The organism is Natranaerobius trueperi, assembly GCF_002216005.1.
Classification (GTDB): Bacteria; Bacillota; Natranaerobiia; order Natranaerobiales; family Natranaerobiaceae; genus Natranaerobius_A; species Natranaerobius_A trueperi.
This window is the reverse complement of the sequence record NZ_NIQC01000001.1, coordinates 171,927-192,550: the sequence shown is the minus strand read 5'-3', so window position 1 is coordinate 192,550 and position 20,624 is coordinate 171,927. Positions and strand designations below refer to the sequence as shown.

General features: G+C 31.9%; 18 protein-coding genes and 2 pseudogenes. 15 read left to right on the top strand and 5 right to left on the bottom strand.

Translation table 11 applies throughout. From position 1 onward, the window contains the following. Positions 1 to 94: 94 nt before the first annotated feature. From CDO51_RS00875 to nagB, 3 genes are all read left to right on the top strand, one after another. The gene (locus CDO51_RS00875) at positions 95 to 877 is read left to right on the top strand and encodes an acyl-CoA dehydratase activase (protein ID WP_089022410.1); all 783 of its coding nucleotides are present in this window, start codon (positions 95 to 97) and stop codon (positions 875 to 877) included. Between the two features lies 1 nt (position 878). Further along, on the top strand, positions 879 to 2,018 hold the full coding sequence (locus tag CDO51_RS00870) for a double-cubane-cluster-containing anaerobic reductase (protein WP_089022409.1): 1,140 nt from the start codon (positions 879 to 881) through the stop codon (positions 2,016 to 2,018). A 791-nt stretch (positions 2,019 to 2,809) separates the two neighbouring features. Then, complete coding sequence (nagB, locus tag CDO51_RS00860; RefSeq protein ID WP_089022484.1) at positions 2,810 to 3,544, top strand: glucosamine-6-phosphate deaminase; 735 nt, start codon at positions 2,810 to 2,812, stop codon at positions 3,542 to 3,544. A gap of 504 nt (positions 3,545 to 4,048) precedes the next feature. Here the strand turns inward: nagB and CDO51_RS15210 are convergent. Beyond that, positions 4,049 to 4,706, bottom strand: a pseudogene (locus CDO51_RS15210) (zinc ribbon domain-containing protein). 1,151 nt (positions 4,707 to 5,857) lie between these two features. Here CDO51_RS15210 and CDO51_RS00850 point away from each other — a divergent pair. The 8 genes from CDO51_RS00850 (at position 5,858) to CDO51_RS00815 (ending at position 15,233) form a co-directional block, all read left to right on the top strand. Further along, positions 5,858 to 6,172 carry a DUF4234 domain-containing protein gene (locus tag CDO51_RS00850; protein ID WP_089022407.1) on the top strand — a complete coding sequence of 105 codons (315 nt, stop codon included), beginning with the start codon at positions 5,858 to 5,860 and terminating at the stop codon, positions 6,170 to 6,172. Between the two features lie 316 nt (positions 6,173 to 6,488). After that, the gene (gene yfcC / locus CDO51_RS00845; protein WP_089022406.1) at positions 6,489 to 7,994 is read left to right on the top strand and encodes a putative basic amino acid antiporter YfcC; all 1,506 of its coding nucleotides are present in this window, start codon (positions 6,489 to 6,491) and stop codon (positions 7,992 to 7,994) included. Between the two features lie 22 nt (positions 7,995 to 8,016). Next, positions 8,017 to 9,183 carry a beta-aspartyl-peptidase gene (gene iadA, locus CDO51_RS00840; RefSeq protein WP_089022405.1) on the top strand — a complete coding sequence of 389 codons (1,167 nt, stop codon included), beginning with the start codon at positions 8,017 to 8,019 and terminating at the stop codon, positions 9,181 to 9,183. A 91-nt stretch (positions 9,184 to 9,274) separates the two neighbouring features. Next, on the top strand, positions 9,275 to 9,478 hold the full coding sequence (locus tag CDO51_RS00835) for a hypothetical protein (RefSeq protein ID WP_089022404.1): 204 nt from the start codon (positions 9,275 to 9,277) through the stop codon (positions 9,476 to 9,478). Positions 9,479 to 9,598: 120 nt separating this feature from the next. After that, complete coding sequence (gene nagA, locus CDO51_RS00830; protein ID WP_089022403.1) at positions 9,599 to 10,747, top strand: N-acetylglucosamine-6-phosphate deacetylase; 1,149 nt, start codon at positions 9,599 to 9,601, stop codon at positions 10,745 to 10,747. A gap of 359 nt (positions 10,748 to 11,106) precedes the next feature. Then, on the top strand, positions 11,107 to 12,456 hold the full coding sequence (locus CDO51_RS00825) for an alanine/glycine:cation symporter family protein (protein WP_205842046.1): 1,350 nt from the start codon (positions 11,107 to 11,109) through the stop codon (positions 12,454 to 12,456). A 205-nt stretch (positions 12,457 to 12,661) separates the two neighbouring features. Beyond that, positions 12,662 to 14,143, top strand: a complete 1,482-nt coding sequence (locus CDO51_RS00820) for a lipopolysaccharide biosynthesis protein (protein WP_089022402.1) — start codon at positions 12,662 to 12,664, stop codon at positions 14,141 to 14,143. A gap of 46 nt (positions 14,144 to 14,189) precedes the next feature. Further along, the gene (locus tag CDO51_RS00815) at positions 14,190 to 15,233 is read left to right on the top strand and encodes a sugar-transfer associated ATP-grasp domain-containing protein (protein ID WP_089022401.1); all 1,044 of its coding nucleotides are present in this window, start codon (positions 14,190 to 14,192) and stop codon (positions 15,231 to 15,233) included. Between the two features lie 33 nt (positions 15,234 to 15,266). On the opposite strand, the gene CDO51_RS00810 is transcribed toward CDO51_RS00815, so the two are convergent. Beyond that, positions 15,267 to 15,698 (bottom strand): DUF6789 family protein, encoded by a 432-nt coding sequence (locus CDO51_RS00810; RefSeq protein ID WP_089022400.1) that lies wholly within the window; start codon positions 15,696 to 15,698, stop codon positions 15,267 to 15,269. Positions 15,699 to 15,763: 65 nt separating this feature from the next. After that, the gene (locus CDO51_RS00805) at positions 15,764 to 16,390 is read right to left on the bottom strand and encodes a YdcF family protein (RefSeq protein WP_089022399.1); all 627 of its coding nucleotides are present in this window, start codon (positions 16,388 to 16,390) and stop codon (positions 15,764 to 15,766) included. 111 nt (positions 16,391 to 16,501) lie between these two features. Between CDO51_RS00805 and CDO51_RS00800 the strand changes: the two genes are divergently transcribed. From CDO51_RS00800 to CDO51_RS00795, 3 genes are all read left to right on the top strand, one after another. Next, positions 16,502 to 17,641 (top strand): DNA-methyltransferase, encoded by a 1,140-nt coding sequence (locus CDO51_RS00800; RefSeq protein ID WP_089022398.1) that lies wholly within the window; start codon positions 16,502 to 16,504, stop codon positions 17,639 to 17,641. A gap of 71 nt (positions 17,642 to 17,712) precedes the next feature. After that, positions 17,713 to 17,838: a hypothetical protein gene (locus tag CDO51_RS14870; protein WP_276206978.1), complete on the top strand. Its 126-nt coding sequence runs from the start codon at positions 17,713 to 17,715 to the stop codon at positions 17,836 to 17,838. 141 nt (positions 17,839 to 17,979) lie between these two features. Next, the gene (locus tag CDO51_RS00795; protein ID WP_089022397.1) at positions 17,980 to 18,147 is read left to right on the top strand and encodes an aspartyl-phosphate phosphatase Spo0E family protein; all 168 of its coding nucleotides are present in this window, start codon (positions 17,980 to 17,982) and stop codon (positions 18,145 to 18,147) included. Positions 18,148 to 18,385: 238 nt separating this feature from the next. Here CDO51_RS00795 and CDO51_RS00790 read toward each other — a convergent pair. Together CDO51_RS00790 and CDO51_RS00785 are read right to left on the bottom strand one after the other, a co-directional pair. After that, positions 18,386 to 18,763, bottom strand: a pseudogene (locus CDO51_RS00790) (RNA-guided endonuclease TnpB family protein); the annotation flags it as partial. A 5-nt stretch (positions 18,764 to 18,768) separates the two neighbouring features. After that, complete coding sequence (locus CDO51_RS00785) at positions 18,769 to 19,956, bottom strand: CapA family protein (RefSeq protein ID WP_089022396.1); 1,188 nt, start codon at positions 19,954 to 19,956, stop codon at positions 18,769 to 18,771. Positions 19,957 to 20,103: 147 nt separating this feature from the next. On the opposite strand from CDO51_RS00785, the gene CDO51_RS00780 reads away from it, so the two are divergent. Then, positions 20,104 to 20,550 (top strand): hypothetical protein, encoded by a 447-nt coding sequence (locus tag CDO51_RS00780; RefSeq protein ID WP_205842036.1) that lies wholly within the window; start codon positions 20,104 to 20,106, stop codon positions 20,548 to 20,550. Positions 20,551 to 20,624: the final 74 nt, after the last annotated feature.

Below are 20,624 nucleotides of genomic sequence, written 5' to 3'. Positions count from 1 at the left end.
GTATTTTTGATATTTATAGAAACTATTTGTTACATCTAGCACTAGAGAATATAATTAAGATAGATTAATTATATTTTCGTTGGAGGAGTTTATTATGTATACAGTTGGAATTGATATTGGATCTGTTACTACAAAGGGAGTATTATATGATGGCTCTAATTTTCGTTCTATTTATAAACCTACGGGTTTTGATCCAACTACAATCGGAGAAAGCATTATAGATGATATTTGCACTGAGTTTAATATTTCAAAAGGGCAGATTTCAAAAGTGCTAGGTACTGGATATGGTAGGATTCATTTACCTTTTGCAGATAAAGTTGTAAGTGAAATTATTTGTCAGGGAAAAGGTTGTAATTATCTGTTTTCAGATGTTAAAGGTATATTAGATGTAGGTGGACAAGATAGCAAAGCTATGTTGATTAACTCAAATGGTAAAGTACTAGACTTTGTTTTAAATGATAAGTGTGCAGCAGGGACGGGTAGATTTTTAGAAATGTCAGTAAAAGCACTAGGACTAACCTTAAAAGATATTGATGAAATAGCTTTTAACAAAGAACCTATCGAGATCGGAAGTATGTGTAGTGTATTTTGTGAAACTGAAGTACTTAACTTAATGATGCAAGGTAAAGACAAAGGAGCTATTGTAGCAGGGCTATTGAAATCTATTGCTACACGCATATCTACAATGATTAATAAGGTAAATCCAGCTTCTGAAAAAATTATTTTCACAGGAGGTGTAGCTAAAAGTAAAGTTTTAAGAAACTATTTAAGACAAATAAGTGGTTATGATGTTACTACACCTAATAGTCCAATTATTACTGCTGCCCTTGGTGCTAGTATAATTGGATATGAACAACTATTAAAGGAGGCAAATTAATATGAGACCAAAGGCTATGGAGTATTTTGATAATTTAATACCTGAAAATATGGTAAAGATAAAAGAACAAAAGGAACAAGGGAAAAATGTTGTAGGATATTATTGTGTTTTTACACCTGTTGAACTAATCGAGGCATCAGGAGCTATACCAGTAGGACTATGTGCTACTAAACAGGATCCAATAGCAGCGGCTGAAAAAGATCTACCAAGAAATTTATGTCCTTTAATTAAATCAAGCTATGGTTTTGCTGTTACAGATAAATGTCCATTTTTCCATTTTGCAGATGTCATTATGGCAGAAACTACTTGTGATGGGAAAAAGAAAATGTATGAATATATGAAAGATATTAAACCTATGATGGTATTAGATATCCCAAACTCGTCTACCTATGAATTAAAAAGAGAGCATTGGGTTCATGAGCTAAAAAGAGCTAAAGCTTTCCTAGAAGAAAAATTTGATACTCAAATTACAGAAGAAAGTCTACAAAAAGCAATTAAAGCTCATAATACTGAAAGAACCAAATTAATGGAGCTAGTTTCTCTTAATAAACATAACCCTGCCCCGTTAAAAGGACAAGACCTATTAAAAGTTATCTGGGCAAGACAGTTTCAATTAGATAGAGAGACTTATCTTGAAAAAATTCAAGAGATCATAGACGAAGTTAGAGAGTTTATTAAAAATGATAAGTCTAAGGATGATAGGCCAAGAATCTTAGTTACTGGATCACCTACAGGAGTTGGTCAAGAAAAAACATTAAATATAATTGAAAATCAGGGTGGACAAGTTATACTTCAAGAAGCTTGCTCTGGAGTAAAAGGGCTTGTTAAAAATGTCCCTGAGTCAGATGATTCACTTACATCTATAGCAGAAAAGTATATGGAACTACCTTGTTCCTGTCTCTCACCAAATGATGGGCGATTTGATTTAATAGGGTCATTAGTTGAAGAATATCAAATAGATGGTGTTGTAGATATAACATTGCAAGCTTGTCATACTTATAATATTGAATCTAAAATGTTAAAAGATTTTCTTCAAGAAAATTATGAGATTCCGTTAATGCAAATTGAAACTGATTATACTGATGCAGATACTGAACAAATTAAGTTACGTGTAGATTCCTTTTTAGAAATTTTAAAATAAAGGATAAGGGTGGCTGTTTGAGCCACCCTTATTATATGTGAAGTATTTAAAAATGTTATTATAATGGTAAGTTATAAAAAAAGAAACTATGAAAGTTGGTATTAAATTAGAACAATATAATAATCTTAAATATAACAAATAAATTATTTGTGTAATTATTGAACCATTAGAGCTAAGAAGACATGAGTCTTTTTCAGCTTTTTTTTTCTTAAAAGTAGAAGCTGTATGATCTATTAGGTATTGTTTCAATAATTTTAGTGTTTTTTCAAATGTTATCTTTAGCACAGTGCCTAGATCTCATACTAAGAGTCGTAACAAACCTGTATTTATATCCTCACATATTTATGCTATTATATAATTAAAGGCTGGTTACATATGGAATAATTTACTTTTGGAAGAGGATATGTTTATACTATCATATATACTGGTGTCTTAAGTACTGACACAAGATACTACAAGGAAAAGTAAAAACTCAAAGAACATAAAAGTTAAAACTTTTCAATTTGAGTACAGACTTGAAATAACTGTGGGACACATTACGAAAAGGAATATAAATTCTAGTAAAAACATTCTTAAAAAAAAGGAACTGCGAACGTTAGCATGATAAATATAGGGGATCGAACTATCCGATTTAACGCCTGTAGAGAATACGACGCATTAAGGTCAGTCTTAGAAACAGGAAATTTTAGTAGTTATATTAGAAGCCCGTGAATTTAGTATGAGAGGTTCACATGTGTTTTAAAGTAATAGTTAAAAACCATATGATATTATTAATTAGAGGGGCTGATGATATGAAACTTATAACGGTTAATGATTATGAAGAGTTAAGTAGATTAGCGGCTGAGTATATAAAGGCACAACTTTTATTAAAAGCAAATAGTAATCTAGGTCTTGCTACTGGTATGACACCTATGGGTATGTATGAAAATTTAGTAAAGATGTATCAAAATGGTGAGGTTTCTTTTAAAGAAGCTACTACCTTTAATTTAGATGAATTTTTGGGAATATCTCCTTCAAGTCCAGTAAGTTATTACTCATATATGATGGAAAACTTATTTAACCATATTGACATTAAAAAAGAAAATATCAATATTCCTTTAAGTAATCCTGAAAATGAAGAAAAGGCTTGTAATGAGTATGAAAACAAAGTAGTAAAAAAAGGTATCGATCTACAAATACTAGGGATTGGGACTAATGGTCATATAGGCTTTAATGAGCCAGGAGAAGAGCTTAATGATAAAACTCATGTCACTAATTTGAAAGAAGAGACTATAAAGCAAAATGAAAAGTTATTAGTAGAAAGAGGAGAGGAAAGTGCTTATCATATACCCAAAAGAGCTTTGACTATGGGTATGGGGACTATTTTAAAAGCAGATAAAATAATTTTATTAGCAAACGGAAGTAATAAAAAAGAAATAGTGAGTAAAATGCTACACCATAATATAAATACTAACTTACCTGCAACCTTTTTAAAATTACATAAAGATGTGACAGTTATATTAGATAAAGAGTCAAGTCCATTTTAAATTATTCAACATGGCTGAGACTGAACCGTATTTGTTCTGACTCATGTAGGTTTATGCTTTTACCCTATCAGGTAAAGGTATTTATGATTTAAAGGATCAAGTTTTTTCAAAAAAAAAAGGATGATTGTTCTTTATATAAATATAGTTATATGGGAAATTTAAGTTTGTTTTAGCCAACATATGTCACCACTTACTCATGACTAAAGGCACGAGAATGCGTGACAACTTTGTTCAACTGTAGGGTCATCAAAAGAAACTTCAAAGAATTTTAGAAAAAAGAATCTAGAAAATATGGTTTTGGCGAAGGTTGCCAGCACCATATTTTTTGTTTTTTTAAGGATTACAATAAGAAATACTTGACACTCCACACGCATAAATGCGTGGGATTTTCGGGTAGCTATGCGTCCTCAATTCATTTCTGCTTTAGATAGCTCCCAAGTTAAGGGTATGCCAGTACCTTTCCTATACCAGTGCATATAGCAGTATAGGCTGATCGACTTTTGCTTATGCTACTCCATCTATCACAGGTGCATGGATGATGTTCATTCCTGCTACCCGATCTCGGTGGGTTTTAAAACCACATGAGTATTGATAGTTTCTGTCTTTTACATGGTTGCGATTTCTACATATAGGACAAGTTTGACTTGTATATTTTGGATTAAAAACGAAAAGAACCTACATACATGGTCATTTCACCGCTTAGCATTACTTATTGAGTTGGCTTGTTCTTGCCGTGATTCGGATATTTGCAAAATCAACCACTTTACGGCTAATTTTATGATCTTGGTCTTTCATCCATCTTTGTTCTTTGTCATTTAAGGTTTTGCTGGCATTTACTTCTTGGCTTGACCTAGTTCAGAACGTTTTGACTTATATTTTCTGCGAATATACTTGTTTGGTCTTCTGTTTCCTATGAATTTTGTTTTTCTGGTACTTGTTACCGAAACAGCTGGAGCTTTCAATCCTAGATCTACTCCTATTACTGTATCATAGATTGATTTTTTACTGCACTTGGCATAGATGCTTGAACATCTTTTGACGACAGCTTTAATGCTTGTTCTTCTTGTACCATTTTAGATACCAAAGTATTGATAGTTTTAATATATTCTTTTGAAATATTGGTCAGATGTTTTTCTTGGTTTTTAGTCGGCACTAGTTTTATTTTGTTTCTTTATTAGGGCATCCCCTTGTTTTTGTTTTAGTTTTTCTATATTCTTGTTTCATAAGATTTAATTGTATATGTTTTTGCTTTATAGTACAACTTTATTTTATTAAAAAAAGGCTCTCATCCCACGATTGAAAGCGTGGGCTTTTCGCCCTGATACTGTAACAAAAGCCGTGGATGGCATCAGCTTTACCGTGTACGAAGGGGATATTGATTTTCGTATTCCTTTTATGGTTTGGGCCCTTAAGTAGTTATATTATGATCGAGACCTTGAAGCTAAAGCGTTATTATGATAAAGTACAAGCTACATTGGTCGAATTGGATGCAAGCTATTTACTGCCGAGGTAATGGAGGCGGAAAGTTTTATCACGGGGCGCGTGGTAAATGAAATACTCGGGGTAGTGAGGCGAGATGCATGAAGAGGTAAAATATCATCGGGAAAAACAACAGGGTTATCGGGAGTATATCGAAGGCTGGGTGTATGAGATTAAAACACCGATTGCCTCTACAAAGTTAATTATCGAAACCCAACGAAACACCACCACGAAAAAAATTGAGGGAAATTGAAGGCTATGTTCAACAAGCCCTTTACAATGTCAGAAGTAATAGTGTAAGTGAAGATTATTTGATTAAAGCTTTTTCTTTAAAATCCCTATTACATCGGTAATTAAAAGTAATTCTATAGATTTTATCGCAAAAAAAATACCTTGGATATGAAAGATGTGGATAAAATCCTTTACAGTGATGAAAAATGGGTGGAATGTCATTAATCAAATTGTGGTAAATGCCATAAAATATGGCGCCAAAGAGGGCGGGCGATTTGTGTTTTTGCCGAGGAAAAAGCAAACCGTATAGTACTTGGAGTTCGAGACAATGGATTTACAGGAGAAAATGGCAGACGCTTTGGCAGTGCCACAGGTATGGGCCTTTATCTCAGTAAGAAATTATGTGATAAATTGGGACTAACCAAAACCAAAGGAAGGGACTACGGTAAGGATGGGTTTTCCAATGGAAAAAAAACGAATAGAAATCATCACTGAGTTAAATTAAACTCCGGAAGTAAATAAAGTATATGATAAAAAAGTAGTGAAAGAGGGTGCTTCAAGTATGCTTGAAAACTACGAAAAAAAGAAAGAAGGAGATGAACTATGAAAAAAAGATCAATTGGGATGATGATCCTATTAACACTTATCACTTTTGGTTTTTATTCAGTTTACTGGTATATAGCGTTTCAATCGGATTTAAAAAGCAGTACGGGAGAAGGCTTTGGTGGATTAGGGCATATTTTTCTAACCATCATAACCTTTGGCATTTACTATATTCTTTGGCAGTATTTTGCAGGGAAAAGAATCGCAGCTGTCGGTGGCAACGATCATTCTTTACTCTATCTTGTCTTAACTATATTTTCCTTAAGCTGGATAAACCCCTTCTTGATGCAATATCAAGTCAATAATGCAAGATAATCTTTCAAAGTAATATTCAAATTTCAGGAGGTAGGTAGCAATGAAGGACGAAGTACAAACTTCAAAAAATCTTTCGAAGCATATGAAAAAGGCTTTACAGCATCGAAAAGAACTTCTTTATTTAGAAAAATTAGGTTGAATTGAAGTTGGTTACTTGGTGGTTTGGTTCAACAAAGCAACCATGTTTTTTTATGTTATCTTTGACTTAATGAAATTTACCCCTTTTTACCAGTCACTTTAAAAAATATTCAAAAAATTTCTTTGTTGGTAGTGGATCTTGCTTTTATAAATTATTTTTTAGGGAGGGTGGGTACGTATGTCAAAACCAAAGTTTAAGGCACCAGATACTTATGTAATTATTTTCTTTGTAGTAATTTTAGCATCTATAATGACTTTTTTAGTACCTGTAGGTTCTTTTGAAACTGATGAGGTAACAGTGGAAGAACTTGATGATACTAGAACTGTTATTGATCCAGATTCGTTTAGTTATGTTACTGATAATGAAGGTGAAGTAGTAAGAGAAGGAATTTCATTATTTGAACCTTTTGGAGGAGTAGGATTTCTAAACTATGTTTTTGAAGGAACAGTTGCAGGAGACAAATGGGGAGCCGCAGTAGGGGTTATTGCATTTATCTTAGTTATTGGTGGTTCTTTTGGAATAATTCTAAAGACCGGCGCTGTAGATGCGGGTATCTTGACTATGATTGAAAAAACCCGTGGTAGAGAAGTATTACTAATTCCTGTTTTATTTTTCTTATTTTCTTTAGGTGGAGCCATATTTGGAATGAGCGAAGAAGCCATGGCTTTTGCAATGATAGTTATACCTATTGTAATAGCCATGGGTTATGATTCGATTGTGGGAATTTGTATCACATATGTAGCAACACAAATAGGATTTGCAACTTCTTGGATGAATCCATTTGGTGTAGCTATTGCGCAAGGTGTTGCTGAGATACCTGTATATTCAGGTGCAATGTTTCGTATGGGTCTATGGGTCATTTTTACAGCTATTGGAATAGGTTACACATATTCTTACGCTAAAAAAATTAAAGAAGATCCAACAAAATCAATTGCATTCGAAAGTGATAAAATTAATCATAAAGATTCAGCTGATAAAGCAAAAGATACTAAAGGTAACCAAAAATTCACCTTAGGTCATGGTCTAGTTTTACTAACAATAGCCTCAGGGATAGTATGGGTAATTTGGGGAGTTGTTAACCATGCATATTACATTCCTGAAATAGCTACTCAATTTTTTACCATGGGTCTAGTCTCTGGAATCATCGGAGTTATTTTTAAATTAAACAATATGACTGTAAACGATATAGCAAAAGCTTTTAAAGGTGGTGCACAAGATTTAGTAGGTGCAGCTTTAGTAGTAGGGATGGCACAAGGTATTATATTAGTACTTGGTGGAACTGATCCTGAAAGTGCAACAGTTTTAAATACAGTCTTAAACTGGGTTGGAGGAGTTATTGGTAGTCTACCTTCAGCTATATCTGCTTGGTTTATGTATTTGTTCCAATCAGTATTTAACTTTTTTGTGGTATCAGGTTCAGGACAAGCAGCTCTCGTTATGCCGTTAATGGCACCATTAGCTGATTTAGTAGGTGTTACGCGTCAGGTTGCAGTTTTAGCTTACCAATTAGGTGATGGGTTAAGTAATATGATTGTACCAACATCGGCTTCATTAATGGGAGTTTTAGGTGTAGCAAAGTTAGATTGGAGTCAATGGCTAAAATTTATAATTAAACTTCAGGTAATACTATTTATAGTTGCTTCAATAGTAATCATGGTGTCAGCTTTAATAGGTTTTAACTAATGAATGAGAAAGGGGAATTCTAATGCTGACTCTAGTATATGGTGGTGAGTTATATTCACCAAATTACCTAGGTAAAAAAGATGTACTGATTACACAAGATAAAATTCAAGATATCTCTGATAATATAAATGTACAGAGTGATGCTTTACAAAAGATTGATGCTACTGATAAATATGTTGTTCCTGGTTTTTTAGATGGCCATGTTCATATAACTGGTGGTGGAGGAGAAGGTGGTTTTTCTACTAGAACACCGGAAATAAACTTTTCTGATTTAACAACTGCTGGAATCACAACTGTTATTGGTTGTTTAGGGACCGATGGAACAACTAGAAGTATGAAAGATTTAATTGCAAAAGCAAGATCACTAACAGAAGAGGGTTTAACAGCATATATATTATCTGGTTCTTATCGTGTACCTATTACTACACTAACTGGTGATGTACAAGACGATATAGTTCTTATACCAGAAGTTTTAGGAGTTGGTGAGATAGCTGTATCAGATCATAGAGCTTTTTTACCCACACTTTCTGAGCTTAAAAAATTAGCAGCTGAAGTAAGAGTAGGTTCTATGTTATCAGGTAAAAAAGGTGTTATTAATGTTCATATGGGTGATGGTAAAAGACTATTTAAAGATATAAACCAATTAATAGATGAAACAGAGATCCCGGCTTTTCATTTTGTAGTTACCCATGGAAATAGAACAGGAGAAATATTCGAAGAAGGGTTAGAGTTTATAAAAAAAGGTGGCTTTTTAGATTTAACTACTAGTACTGTAAAAAAGTTTCTTGAAAGTGGTGAGGTTAAATGTTCTAAAGCACTTCGTTATTTCCATGAAAATGAGCTATCCTTTGATAATATTACATTTTCATCTGATGGTCAGGGTAGTCTTCCAAACTTTGATGAAAACGGTAATTACTTAGGTCTTAAAGTAGGCGGTGTTTCTTCACTCTTTAGAGAAGTAAAAGAAGCAGTTTTAGATGAAAAAGTGCCATTTGAAAAAGCACTTTCTGTAATTACTAAAAACCCAGCTAAAGCATTCGGTTTAGAGAATAAAGGTGAGATAGACAAAGGAAAAGCAGGGGATCTTGTATTATTAGATAACAATTCATTGGAAATAGATACTGTTATTTCTAAAGGGAAGGTATTAATAAAAGATAAACAATTATTAGTCAAGGGCACCTTTGAGTAGAGCTGACTTTAGTCAGCCCTATTTTTTTGTTTTACTAGAAGTGTTATAGCAGTTAAAATAAAGCAAATACTAAATTATAAAGAAACAAAAATTGGAAAAGTATGAGCAAAGCATAGAAACTTTAAGTGAATATAAAGATCTTAATGCTAAAACTTTTGATGGTGAGTTAATAGAGGTAGTAGGTAACATTGGAAACCTAGTCGATGTAGATACAGTAATTGATATTGATGGAGAAGAACTTCCAACTAAAGAAGAACAATATAAAGTATATAAGAATGTTTTGGAAAATGGGTGATAAACCTGTAATCATTTAAAAATAAAGGCCTTAAAGATATCTAATCCCAGGTAGTACCCGGGAAAATTAAGTTTTAATATCATCCACTTCATTGATATGTTAATTTAATGGAGGTTTTTTATGTCATTAATATTTAGAAATGCAAAGATTATAACTGAAAGCGATGTAATAAACCCGGGGTATTTAATAGTAGATGAAAATGGTTATATTAAAAATATTGGTGTTGATAATAAAAAGGATAGTTTTTCTAACGAAATAGATTTACAAAGGAAATATCTAGCCCCAGGTTTTATAGATATACATACCCATGGCGGACATGGATATGATGTAATGGATGGAAATGTTAAAGCTATTGATAAAATATCACAATTTCATTTACAAAATGGAGTAACTGGTTTTTTAGCTACAACTCTAACTGCACCCCTTCAAGATTTAAAACAAGTCTCTAAGGTAATTAGTGAATATATGGAAAATAATGAGACTAATTTATTAGGCGTACATCTTGAAGGTCCTTTTGTTAATCCAGATAAAAGGGGAGCCCAAAATAGAGAACATATAATTTCTCCCAAAGTAGAAATTATAAAAGAACTAAAAGAGAAGTTACAAGATCAATTAAAGATTATTTCAATGGCACCTGAAAAGGATACAAATTATGAAGTTATTGAGTGGGCAACAAAAAAGAATATAACTATTTCAGCTGCACATACAAATGCTAGCTTTGAAGATATTATAAATGCATCAAAAAAAGGTTTATCTCATGGAACACATTTATTCAATGGTATGAGTGGGATTCATCATAGAAAACCAGGTGCAGCTTTAGGACTATTGATGCATCCAGATATTACTTTAGAGCTTATTTTAGATGGATATCACTTACATCCCGGGATTGTAAATATGGTTCTCGAGTTAAAGGGTGTAGATAATATTGCATTAGTATCAGATTCAATAAGAGCTTCTTGTCTTAGTGAAGGTGACTACGATTTAGGAGGGTTAAGGATAACTATTAAAAATGGTAAAGCACTAACTGAAAATGGTAACCTTGCAGGTAGTATTGTGACTTTACCTAGAGCTTTAAAAAACTTTATTGAAATTACTGATTGTCCCCTTTATGAAGCTATTAAAACTATTAGTCTAACACCAGCTAAAATATTAGGTTTAGATAAACAAAGAGGAAGCTTAGAAAAAGGTAAACGAGCTGATGCAGTAGTTTTAAATGATAAATTAGGGGTAGAAAAAACCATCATAAAAGGTAAAATTCTATCCGGATAACTAGATAGTTTTTTATGTTATTAAACTTTCATAGGTATTCTTTGTGATAGTGTTGGCCCTAAAAAAAAGTTTATACAATTGGTGTTTTATGAGTAGCTATAGGCTCAATTATAATGGGATATCAAAGAGTTGATGTTCTATATCTAGGTCGGCTATTGGTAATGGAGTATTTGTCTTTTAATATGTCTACTGAAAATGCAATCGTTTATAAAAGACAGTTTATATAAAAGAAGAAATTTCTAATAACTAAATTTGTATTTTTTTAATTAGATTGGAATAATAACCAAAAGAACCCCTAGATAATGTAAAAGACTATTAGGAGGGTCTAAACAGTGGATATACTATATGAAATAGGGGATATGGTGTTAGCTTTTAATGAATGGCTTAATGAACTAGTTTGGGGACCAATATTTCTTACCTTGTTAGCTGGTACCGGTTTATATCTTACAATAAGGTTAGGTTTTTTTCAGTTTACGCATTTTGGAGCATCATGGAAAGAAACAATTTTGAGTCGTATTAAGAAAACTGAATCTGAAGAAGGTGGTGCCATTTCTGGGTTTCAAGCGATTTCTTCAGCGATGGCTGCAACGATAGGGATTGGTAACATTGCAGGAATCGCTACAGCCCTTCACCTAGGAGGGCCAGGGGCACTATTTTGGATGTGGATGACAGCCCTAGTAGGAATGGCGACAAAATTTGGAGAGGCAGCTTTGGCAGTTAAATTTCGTGAACGAAATGGTGAAGATATCGCAGGTGGAGTAATGTATTATATACAGAACGGTTTAGGTGGTAATTGGAAGTGGTTAGCAACTATATACTCGTTATTTGCTGGATTTGCAGCTTTTGGTATCGGTAATATGGTCCAATCTAACACTGTTGCCGAACAGTTATCTAGTGATTTTGCAATACCTAGTTTGGCTACAGGATTAGTAGCTGCAGCATTAGTCGGTTTAGTTATATTAGGTGGAATAAAACGAATTGCTCAAGTTGCTGAAATATTAGTTCCATTAATGACAGTAATTTATATTGGAGGAGCTTTAGTAATATTAGTCTTACATATTGAAGAGATTCCGGGTGCTATAGGAAGTGTATTTCACCATGCTTTTAATCCTGCATCTGCAGCAGGAGGGTTTGGAGGTGCTGTTGTAAGAGAGGCAATTAGATTTGGAGTGGCTCGTGGAGTATTTTCTAATGAAGCAGGATTAGGTGCAGCTTCTATAGTACACGCACAAGCAAGTAACTCCCCAGCAAAACAAGGAATGTGGGGTATTTGGGAAGTGTTTATAGATACTATTTTAGTAGGAACTATGACAGCACTTACGATTTTAGTTACAGGAGCTTTAGAAACAGGAGAAAATGCTGCGGCATTGACAGCAACAGCATTTGATAAAGGTTTACCAGGACCAGGAGGTTATTTTATTACTATTTCTATCATGGTCTTTGCTTACACAACTATGGTCACATGGTCTTTTTATGGAGAAAAAAGTTGGGAATATATTTTTGGCAGTAAAGTGAGAATTCCGTATCGTGTTGTTTTTGTAGGATTGATAATTTTAGGTGCAGTTGGAGCATTAGAAGCGGTTTGGGACTTTGCTGATACAATGAATGGGTTGATGGCAGCACCTAACTTAGTTGCTTTAATTGCGTTAACATCTGTACTTGTACAAGAAAAGAATAAATATGTAAGAGGAGAAGATGAAGAATACTAAAAGTAATTTAAGGCGATTTGCTTGTTTAAAACAAGTAGATCGCCTTTTTACATTTTCTTTACAAAGCTCTATAAAAAGACTCTTGACCGAGATTATGAGACATATCGACTATTATGCGACATTGACTTAAGGGATTATGAATTTTATACTCAGATACGATCCAAACTATTAGAGATGGTAATTTAAAAGAAAAGGGTTGGATCAAATGACAGTAGGATATGAAAAAAAGGATAATTTAACTAATAAAACCATTAAAAGTGGTATGTGGATGTTTGGTCTTAGACTAGCGAACAAACTTTTTGGAGTACTTCGTAAAGTGATTTTGGCACGAATCTTAGCACCTAATGATTTTGGTATATTTGGTATTGCTCTTTTGATGATGTCAGCATCTGAAGCTTTTACTAAAACTGGTTTTGATAGAGCATTAATTCAAAGACAAGATGGTATCGAAAATTATCTAAATACTGCTTGGATTGTAGAAGTGGTTCGTGGTGTAGTACTAGCACTATTATTATTTTCTATAGCTCCTACTGCTGCTATTTTTTTTGATGAACCACTAGCTGTGCCAATTTTAAGGGTACTAGCTTTATCAGAAGTGTTTAAAGGTTTAAAAAGCATTAGGATTGTATATTTTGAACGTGAATTAAAATTTCGAAAAAAGTTTGTCTATATGTTAAGTGGTACTATTGGAGATTTTGTGATATCAATTATAGCTGCTTTGATATTACAAAATGCATGGGCGTTAGTCTTTGGAATATTATCAGGAGATCTTATAAGAAGTGTTGTATCTTATAAGATGGTACCATTTAAACCTACTCTTGAATTTTCAAAAACTAAGGCAAAAGAGTTATTTGATTTCGGAAAATGGAAATTATTATCTGGGATTATAATTTTTTTAAGTTTATATATCGATGATTTAGCTGTTGGAAGAATACTAGGAGCAACATCTCTTGCTTTGTTTCAGATGGCTTTTCAGATGTCTAATATTACAGCATCTGAAATAACACATGCAGTTTTAAGAGTTGCTTTTCCAAGTTATTCTAAGATTCAACATGATAGGGAAAGGTTAAGAAAAGCATATAAAAAAACATTAGAACTGATATTAACCTTTTCACTTCCGATTGCTGGAGGAATGATAGTCTTAGCTCCTTTAGGGATCGAGATTGTTTTGGGAAGTGAGTGGCTTGGTATGACAGGTGCATTTCAAATCCTTGCAGTTATGGGGGTATTACGGACTATAAGTGAATCAGGAACACCCGTTTTTTATGCAGTTAAAAGTCCAAAAGCTAACTTTACTTTAAATAAATGGCGTTTGTTAGTTTTAATTATTATAATCTTTCCATTTACAAGTATATGGGGGTTAGAAGGTGCTGCAATTGCATCAACTTTAGCTTTAACTGTTTCTATAGTCCCACTTTTAAATCTTTTAACAAAGTTTATAAATGGTACTTTTAGAGAATATATAAGACTAATATATTCTCCGTTAGTTTCAGCTATCGTCATGGTTTTAATATTAATATCAGTAGATTATCTAATAGAGTTTGAGAGCATAGGCGGTTTAGTTTTCATGATTTTATTAGGTGGGGTTAGTTATATGAGTTTTCTATTTTTATCTTTTAAATATTTAAGTCTTGGTCCATGGAATAATATTAAGCAGATAAGTAAACAAGTTATTAGAAGTAATTAAAAGTGAGAGGGTGATATTCCTGAAACTTTCAAATGTAAAGTCACGAATGTTAAATCTTATAAAGGATGATGAGAGAAAAGATTGGTTTTTAATACTTAAAGAGATGAGTCAATTATTAATAAAAGACAAAACTTTACCTGTTCATTACTTTACTAAGTTTTTGTATAGAAAAAATGTAGCTAATATCAATAACTATTTAAGTTTTAAAAATGAAGGAATAATTATGAAAAATTGTTATAGAAGTACTCCGGATTTTGTAGATAGAATAGCAAGTGATAAATTATTGTTTCATTTATATACCCAAAAATTATCACTAAATACACCACAACTAGTGGGCTGGACTATTGGGAAAGAAAATTTTATTAACAACCAACAAGAAATCACAAAAGTTTCTAAAACTGAGATGAGAGAACTTTTAAGAAAGGCTATAAAAAAGCACGGTAGTATTTTTTGTAAACCATTTAGAGGTAAAGGTGGTACAGGTTGTTTTAGTCTTTCAGAAGATAATATAGACAAGTTAAAACTTTCTGATCTTAATCATTATATTTATGAAGCAGAAATAAAACAGCATTCAAAAGTTAATGAGATTTATCCTAATAGCTTAAATACTATTAGAATAATTACATTTTATAATAATGATAAATTAAGTATAATGGCTGGTTTAATGAGATTTGGTGCTAATAATAGTAAAGTAGACAATGCTAGTCTTGGGGGAATGTTTGTACCAATTGATATTGAAAACAAGAAGCTAACCCAGTTTGGTTATAGTCATTTACATCATGGTGGATATAAGTATAGCTATCATCCTGATACTAAAACCACTTTTAATAATTTTAAAATTCCCTACTTTAATAAAACATTACAGTTAATAAATGATAGTATTACACTTTTTCCTGCTACTTTAGTTGGATGGGATATTGGGATAACTGAATCCGGGCCTATTCTTGTAGAAGTAAACAGTCTACCAGGGCTTATGGCAGCTGATATATCTTATGGTGGTTTAAAATCTCATCCTGACTTTGAAAGTTTACGTAACTTTGTAAATAATTATGGTAAAGAAATTAAAAGACAGACTGTTTTCAATAATTAAAAAATACAGTTCTCTTTTTTGAGAACTGTATTTTTATCTAGTGATTTTTTTAAATGTATGAGCTAAAGTTACTCCATAAATAGATGCAGATATAAAATGTGAAAAGGTTGTATTAAAGGTGTGTGCTTTAAGTTCTGGTAATCCTACTGAGATAGAAATTCCGTATAATCCAAACCAAGTTATGATAGCGAATATCCAACCTTTTAAGATGTGATTTTCATCTGAGAGTTTAGCTAGAAATAAATAATATATTATTCCTAAAAAACTAGAGAAAAATAATTGCCCTAGTTGTGCAAGAACTGTATGGGCTATAGATGTGGGAAGATATCCATATACAATAATAGCTGCCCAGTCTAGAAGTCTTTCTTTATGATACCCCAAAAGAAATGCCGTCCAGTCTATTATATTCATAAAAACGCTTGCTATTAAACCACTGATAAAACTAGCAGTAGTTTTATCTCTCATATTTAGATCCCCTTTTTTGATTAGTCCTTTTTATTTTTAAACTATAGTGACATATTATACATGAGCTAAATATTAAAGGTATAAAAATTTATTAATTTTAAATATTCCATGAGAAAGTTTCTCGTTTGTCTTCTATCTTTCCACCAAGTATCAGTACAGAATGGATCATAAGGAGTAGGAGTAGATACTACTTCAAGATGTTCAAAAACATCTTGAAATATTAATTTAGCTCTATTGGAATGAAACTCTGAAGTTACTAATAATATAGTTTTGTTTTTTGTATCTTCTAAATGATTATTTATTATTTTTGCTTCCTGTCTGGTACTAGCTGCTTTACCTGAAAGTTTTATGAGATCATCCTCAAAAGCTCCCATCTGTAGTGCAATTTCTTTATTTATATCAGCACTTGAGGAGATGTTTAAATCATGTTTTTCTATTAAATCATAGTTAGAAAAACTTCTACTTTCTACCATTAAAATGGTATCTGCATATCCTTCTTTGTATAAATTCACTCCATGAATCATTCTATCTGGAATACTACCCTGTAAAACAACAATATAATCTGCATTTTTAGGAGATTCTTTTTCTAATAACACACTACCTAGAAGAGTTAAGATAGTATTAGATAATAATACTATTAAAATTAGTAATGTAGAAAGAACTACAATCCATGGATACTTTTTTATGGTCATAATAACCAACTCTCCTTTGGAATATAATACCTATAAAAGCCATTATATGTAATTCTCCATAAAATAAAAGATCCCTGCTTTTTAATAATTAACAGATTGGAGTGGTAAGTCATGGCAAATACTAGTGAAAACAGAGTACTAGAACTTTCCTTTGATAAACTAACTGAAAATGAAATGATTGGGATACAGGTACTATCTGAGAATTTTTCTAATAATGATATTACTATTATAGAAGAAAAAAATCGCTTACTAGTTCAAGTAAATAAAGTTGATATAGATAAATTACGAAAATTAGTTTTAGACTATAATAAAAATAGTTTTTTGAAAACTTTACTTAAAAAAATTTTAGATATAAAAAGTTATGGTATAAAAGAAAATAAGCGATGGTTTACAGGGTACTCAGGTGAACGAAAAGTAAAAGATAGAAAAGATAAAGAAAAATCTCGAGGAAAATTTTATTATGCAAAAGATAATCAGTTTTCTAAAACTAATAATCATTTTCCTAGTGAGTTTGAAAATCAAATTATATGTGATGATAGTGAAAAAGTTTTAAAACAACTTCCAGATAATTGTATTGATTTAGTGTTTACTTCTCCACCTTATAATTTTGGTCTTGAATATGATAATCATAAGGATTATTTAAACTGGACTGAGTATTTTGATAAGTTGTTTCGAATTTTTAAAGAATGTATACGTGTTGTGAAGTATGGTGGCAGGATAGTAGTTAATGTGCAACCACTTTTTTCTGATTATATACCTATCCATCATTTTATCAGTAATTTTTTTATAGAAAACAAACTTATTTGGAAGGCTGAAATACTTTGGGAAAAGAATAATTATAACTGTAAGTATACAGCATGGGGGAGTTGGAAAAGCCCATCTAATCCTTATTTTAAATATAGCTGGGAGTTTTTAGAGGTATTTTGTAAAGGTTCAATGAAAAAAAATGGGGATAAAGAAAAGATCGATATTACAGCAGATGAATTTAAAGAATGGGTCTATGGTAAATGGTCAATAGCTCCCGAAAGAAATATGCAATATTTTAATCATCCCTCTATCTTTCCTGAAGAGTTAGCACGTAGAGTACTTAAATTGTTTAGTTATCAAGAAGATGTAATATTAGATCCATTTATCGGTAGTGGTACAACAGCTGTTGTAGCTAAAAGTTGTAATCGTAGATATTTTGGGATAGATTTATCTAATGATTATTGTAAAATTGCAAATGAGCGATTGAATTTACAAAATAGTTAAATTTTATTTATTTGAATATTTAATTTTCCATATAAAATGTAGTCAAACATAAAAAAAGGAGGCGGATAATTATGAAGAAGGTATTAATTTTAGGTGCAGTTGTAGTGTTGAGTTTAACAGCTTTGATCGGTTGTGGAGGAGAAGAATTTGACGAAGAAGAATTTGACGAAGGTACTGCAATCGTAGATATTCAGTAATTTAATTGGCTACATTTAAATAATGTTATAAAACAGGTCGTTCTTTTTTAGAACGACCTGTTTTATTTTATATAATATTTTGATAAGATAGTTTTGTATAATTGAAACTTATTTCCACCTAATAGTGAAGAGGGAGATTTTATGAGTGAAATTGAAAAACTGAAAGAGACCATTGAAGCTCTTCGTATGGAGTTATATGAATTAGGTGAAGTCAATGATTTCGATAGTGAAAAAATCCTTAAAAAAAGTCAAGAATTAGACAAAGCTTTAAATGAATACTATAGGCTTGTTTATAAAAAAGATAAATAATTTATGTTTGAGCTGCTTTTAGCAGCTTTTTTTTGTAATAAAGCTACTTGTCAATTCGAGATAACAGAAACTTTCTGTCTTAACTTTGTGTTGACACTCCACACGCATAAATGCGTAGGATTCTCGGGTAGCTATGCGTCCTCAATTCATTTCTGCTTTAGACAGCTCCCAAGTTAAGGGTATGCCAGTACCTTTCCCATACCAGTGCATATAGCAGTATAGGCTGATAGACTTTTGCTTACGCTACTCCATCTATCACAGGTGCATGGATGATGTTCATTCCTGCTACCCGGTCTCGGTGGGTTTTAAAACCACATGAGCATTGATAGTTTCTGTCTTTTACATGGTTGCGATTTCAACATATGGGACAAGTTTGACTCGTATATTTTGGATCTACATATTCTACTGCTATACCTCTTAGTTTTGCTTTGTACTCAATAAATAATGCTAACCGGTAAAATGACCATGTATGTCGGTTCTTTTCGTTTTTACGGCTTGTTCTTGCCGTGTTTCGGATATTTGACAGTTTTTCTAAGCGAATGACCGAAACTTTGTTTTCTATTGCAAAATCAACCACTTTACGGCTAATTTTATGATCTTGGTCTTTCATCCATCTGATAGTTAATCAAGATACAATTTATCTGTAATTACATCCATTTTTTCTCTAGTCTCATTTTTAACTTCATTTAAACGATGTTTTTGATTACTATCTCTAAAGTTTTCTTTTGAAAGCTCATTTTCTACATTTAAAATTTCATATTCTGTCCCATCTTCACTCTCATATCGATCAACCCAAGTGGGAATAGGGTTTACTTTTGTTAAAGAAGTTTTATCATCTTCTTCATTTATTAAAAGTTCTAACTTCATAATAACTCCACTATCACGGTAACGTTTTCTCTGATTAGATATAAAATTACCAAGAGAATAAACTACAAATCCTTTGTTAGTGTCACCTTCACTTTCTATAGTAAGTTTTTCCATTGGTTGCAGAACATGTGGGTGGTGGCCTAAAATTATATCTACACCCATAGATACTAATTGATTTGCTAGATATTCTTGTTCTTCAGATGGTGTTTTTTGATATTCAATTCCCCAATGCATAGAGGAGATGATTATATCCACATCATTGTCTTTTAAGCGATTGATATCTTTTTGAATTTTCTCTAGATCAGTTAAATTAACTAAATAATCATGGCCTTCTGGAATAGGTATACCATTAGTTCCATAGGTATATCCTATAAAACCTATTTCTATATTATTTTTTTCTATTATTACAGGGTCTTTTTTATCTTCTTTTGATTTATGGGTTCCAATAGGAGTTAACCCTAAATCTTCTAAAACTTCTAATGTCCTTAAAAGTCCTTGTTTTCCGGTATCAAGTGAATGATTATTTGCAGTAGATACTATATCAAAGCCTGTTTTTTTGAGTGCTTTTGCTAATGAATCAGGAGAATTAAACATAGGAAAACCAGAATAGCCTTTATCTTCACCACCTAAAGTGGTTTCAAGGTTACAAAAAGCAAGATCTGCATTTTGTATATTATCTTTTATTGGATAAAAATGATCAGTAAAGTCATATTCATCAGTTTCTGGGCTGTGTGCACTATATACTTGTGGCATGTGTCCCATTACATCACCAACAGCTGCAATTGTAATTGAATGTTGTTTATCTTCCTTTGATTCAATTTCAGGTTCTGGTAACTTATTTAAGCCTTTATCAGTTGTTTCTTTTGGATAATCATATTGAGATATGAATAGAATAAATAAACTAATTAAGATAATTAGTAAAGAAATAAAGAATTTTTTCATTAAAATACCCCCAGGTAAATTGATCCTTGACTTGATAGAATATAATAGTTAATGTGAATATCACATTAACTATTTCTTTTTACTAACCTAGAACACCTGCAGTATTTTAAAACATATGTAAGACAAGCTATATAAGAGGTGATAAAAATGACAGCTAGTATAATTATTCCAGTTATTTTTGTAGGTTTAGTTTTTTTAGTTATTTTTGCAATAGCTGGTATTAAAGGGACTAACCAAGAAGGAGGAGAAGATATGATTAAAAATGTATATATATATTTAGTATTATTTGTAACACTTATGATGACTATCGGAGGAAGTGTAGGAGTATTTATGTCTACTGCCGATATGGTTTCACCAGAACCTTACTATCAAACTTTTGATGACTATGTTAATAGACAGATTAACAGATTTGATGAAACAGAAATTGAATTATCTGATGAAGAATTAAGAGAAAACTATGAAAATGTAGTTCGTGACCATAAAGATAGAGAGAGAATCAAAGCTCAAAACTCTCTTATTAAAAGTTTAGCCTGGATAGTTGTGCCACTACCTATATTCATTTTCTTTCAAAGACGGTTACAAAAAAAGAACTAATCTTCTTTTTTAGAGGTTAGTAGATATCTATGTTAGAAGTTCTACAAAAAAATTCAAACTTTTCTTTTGCGGGG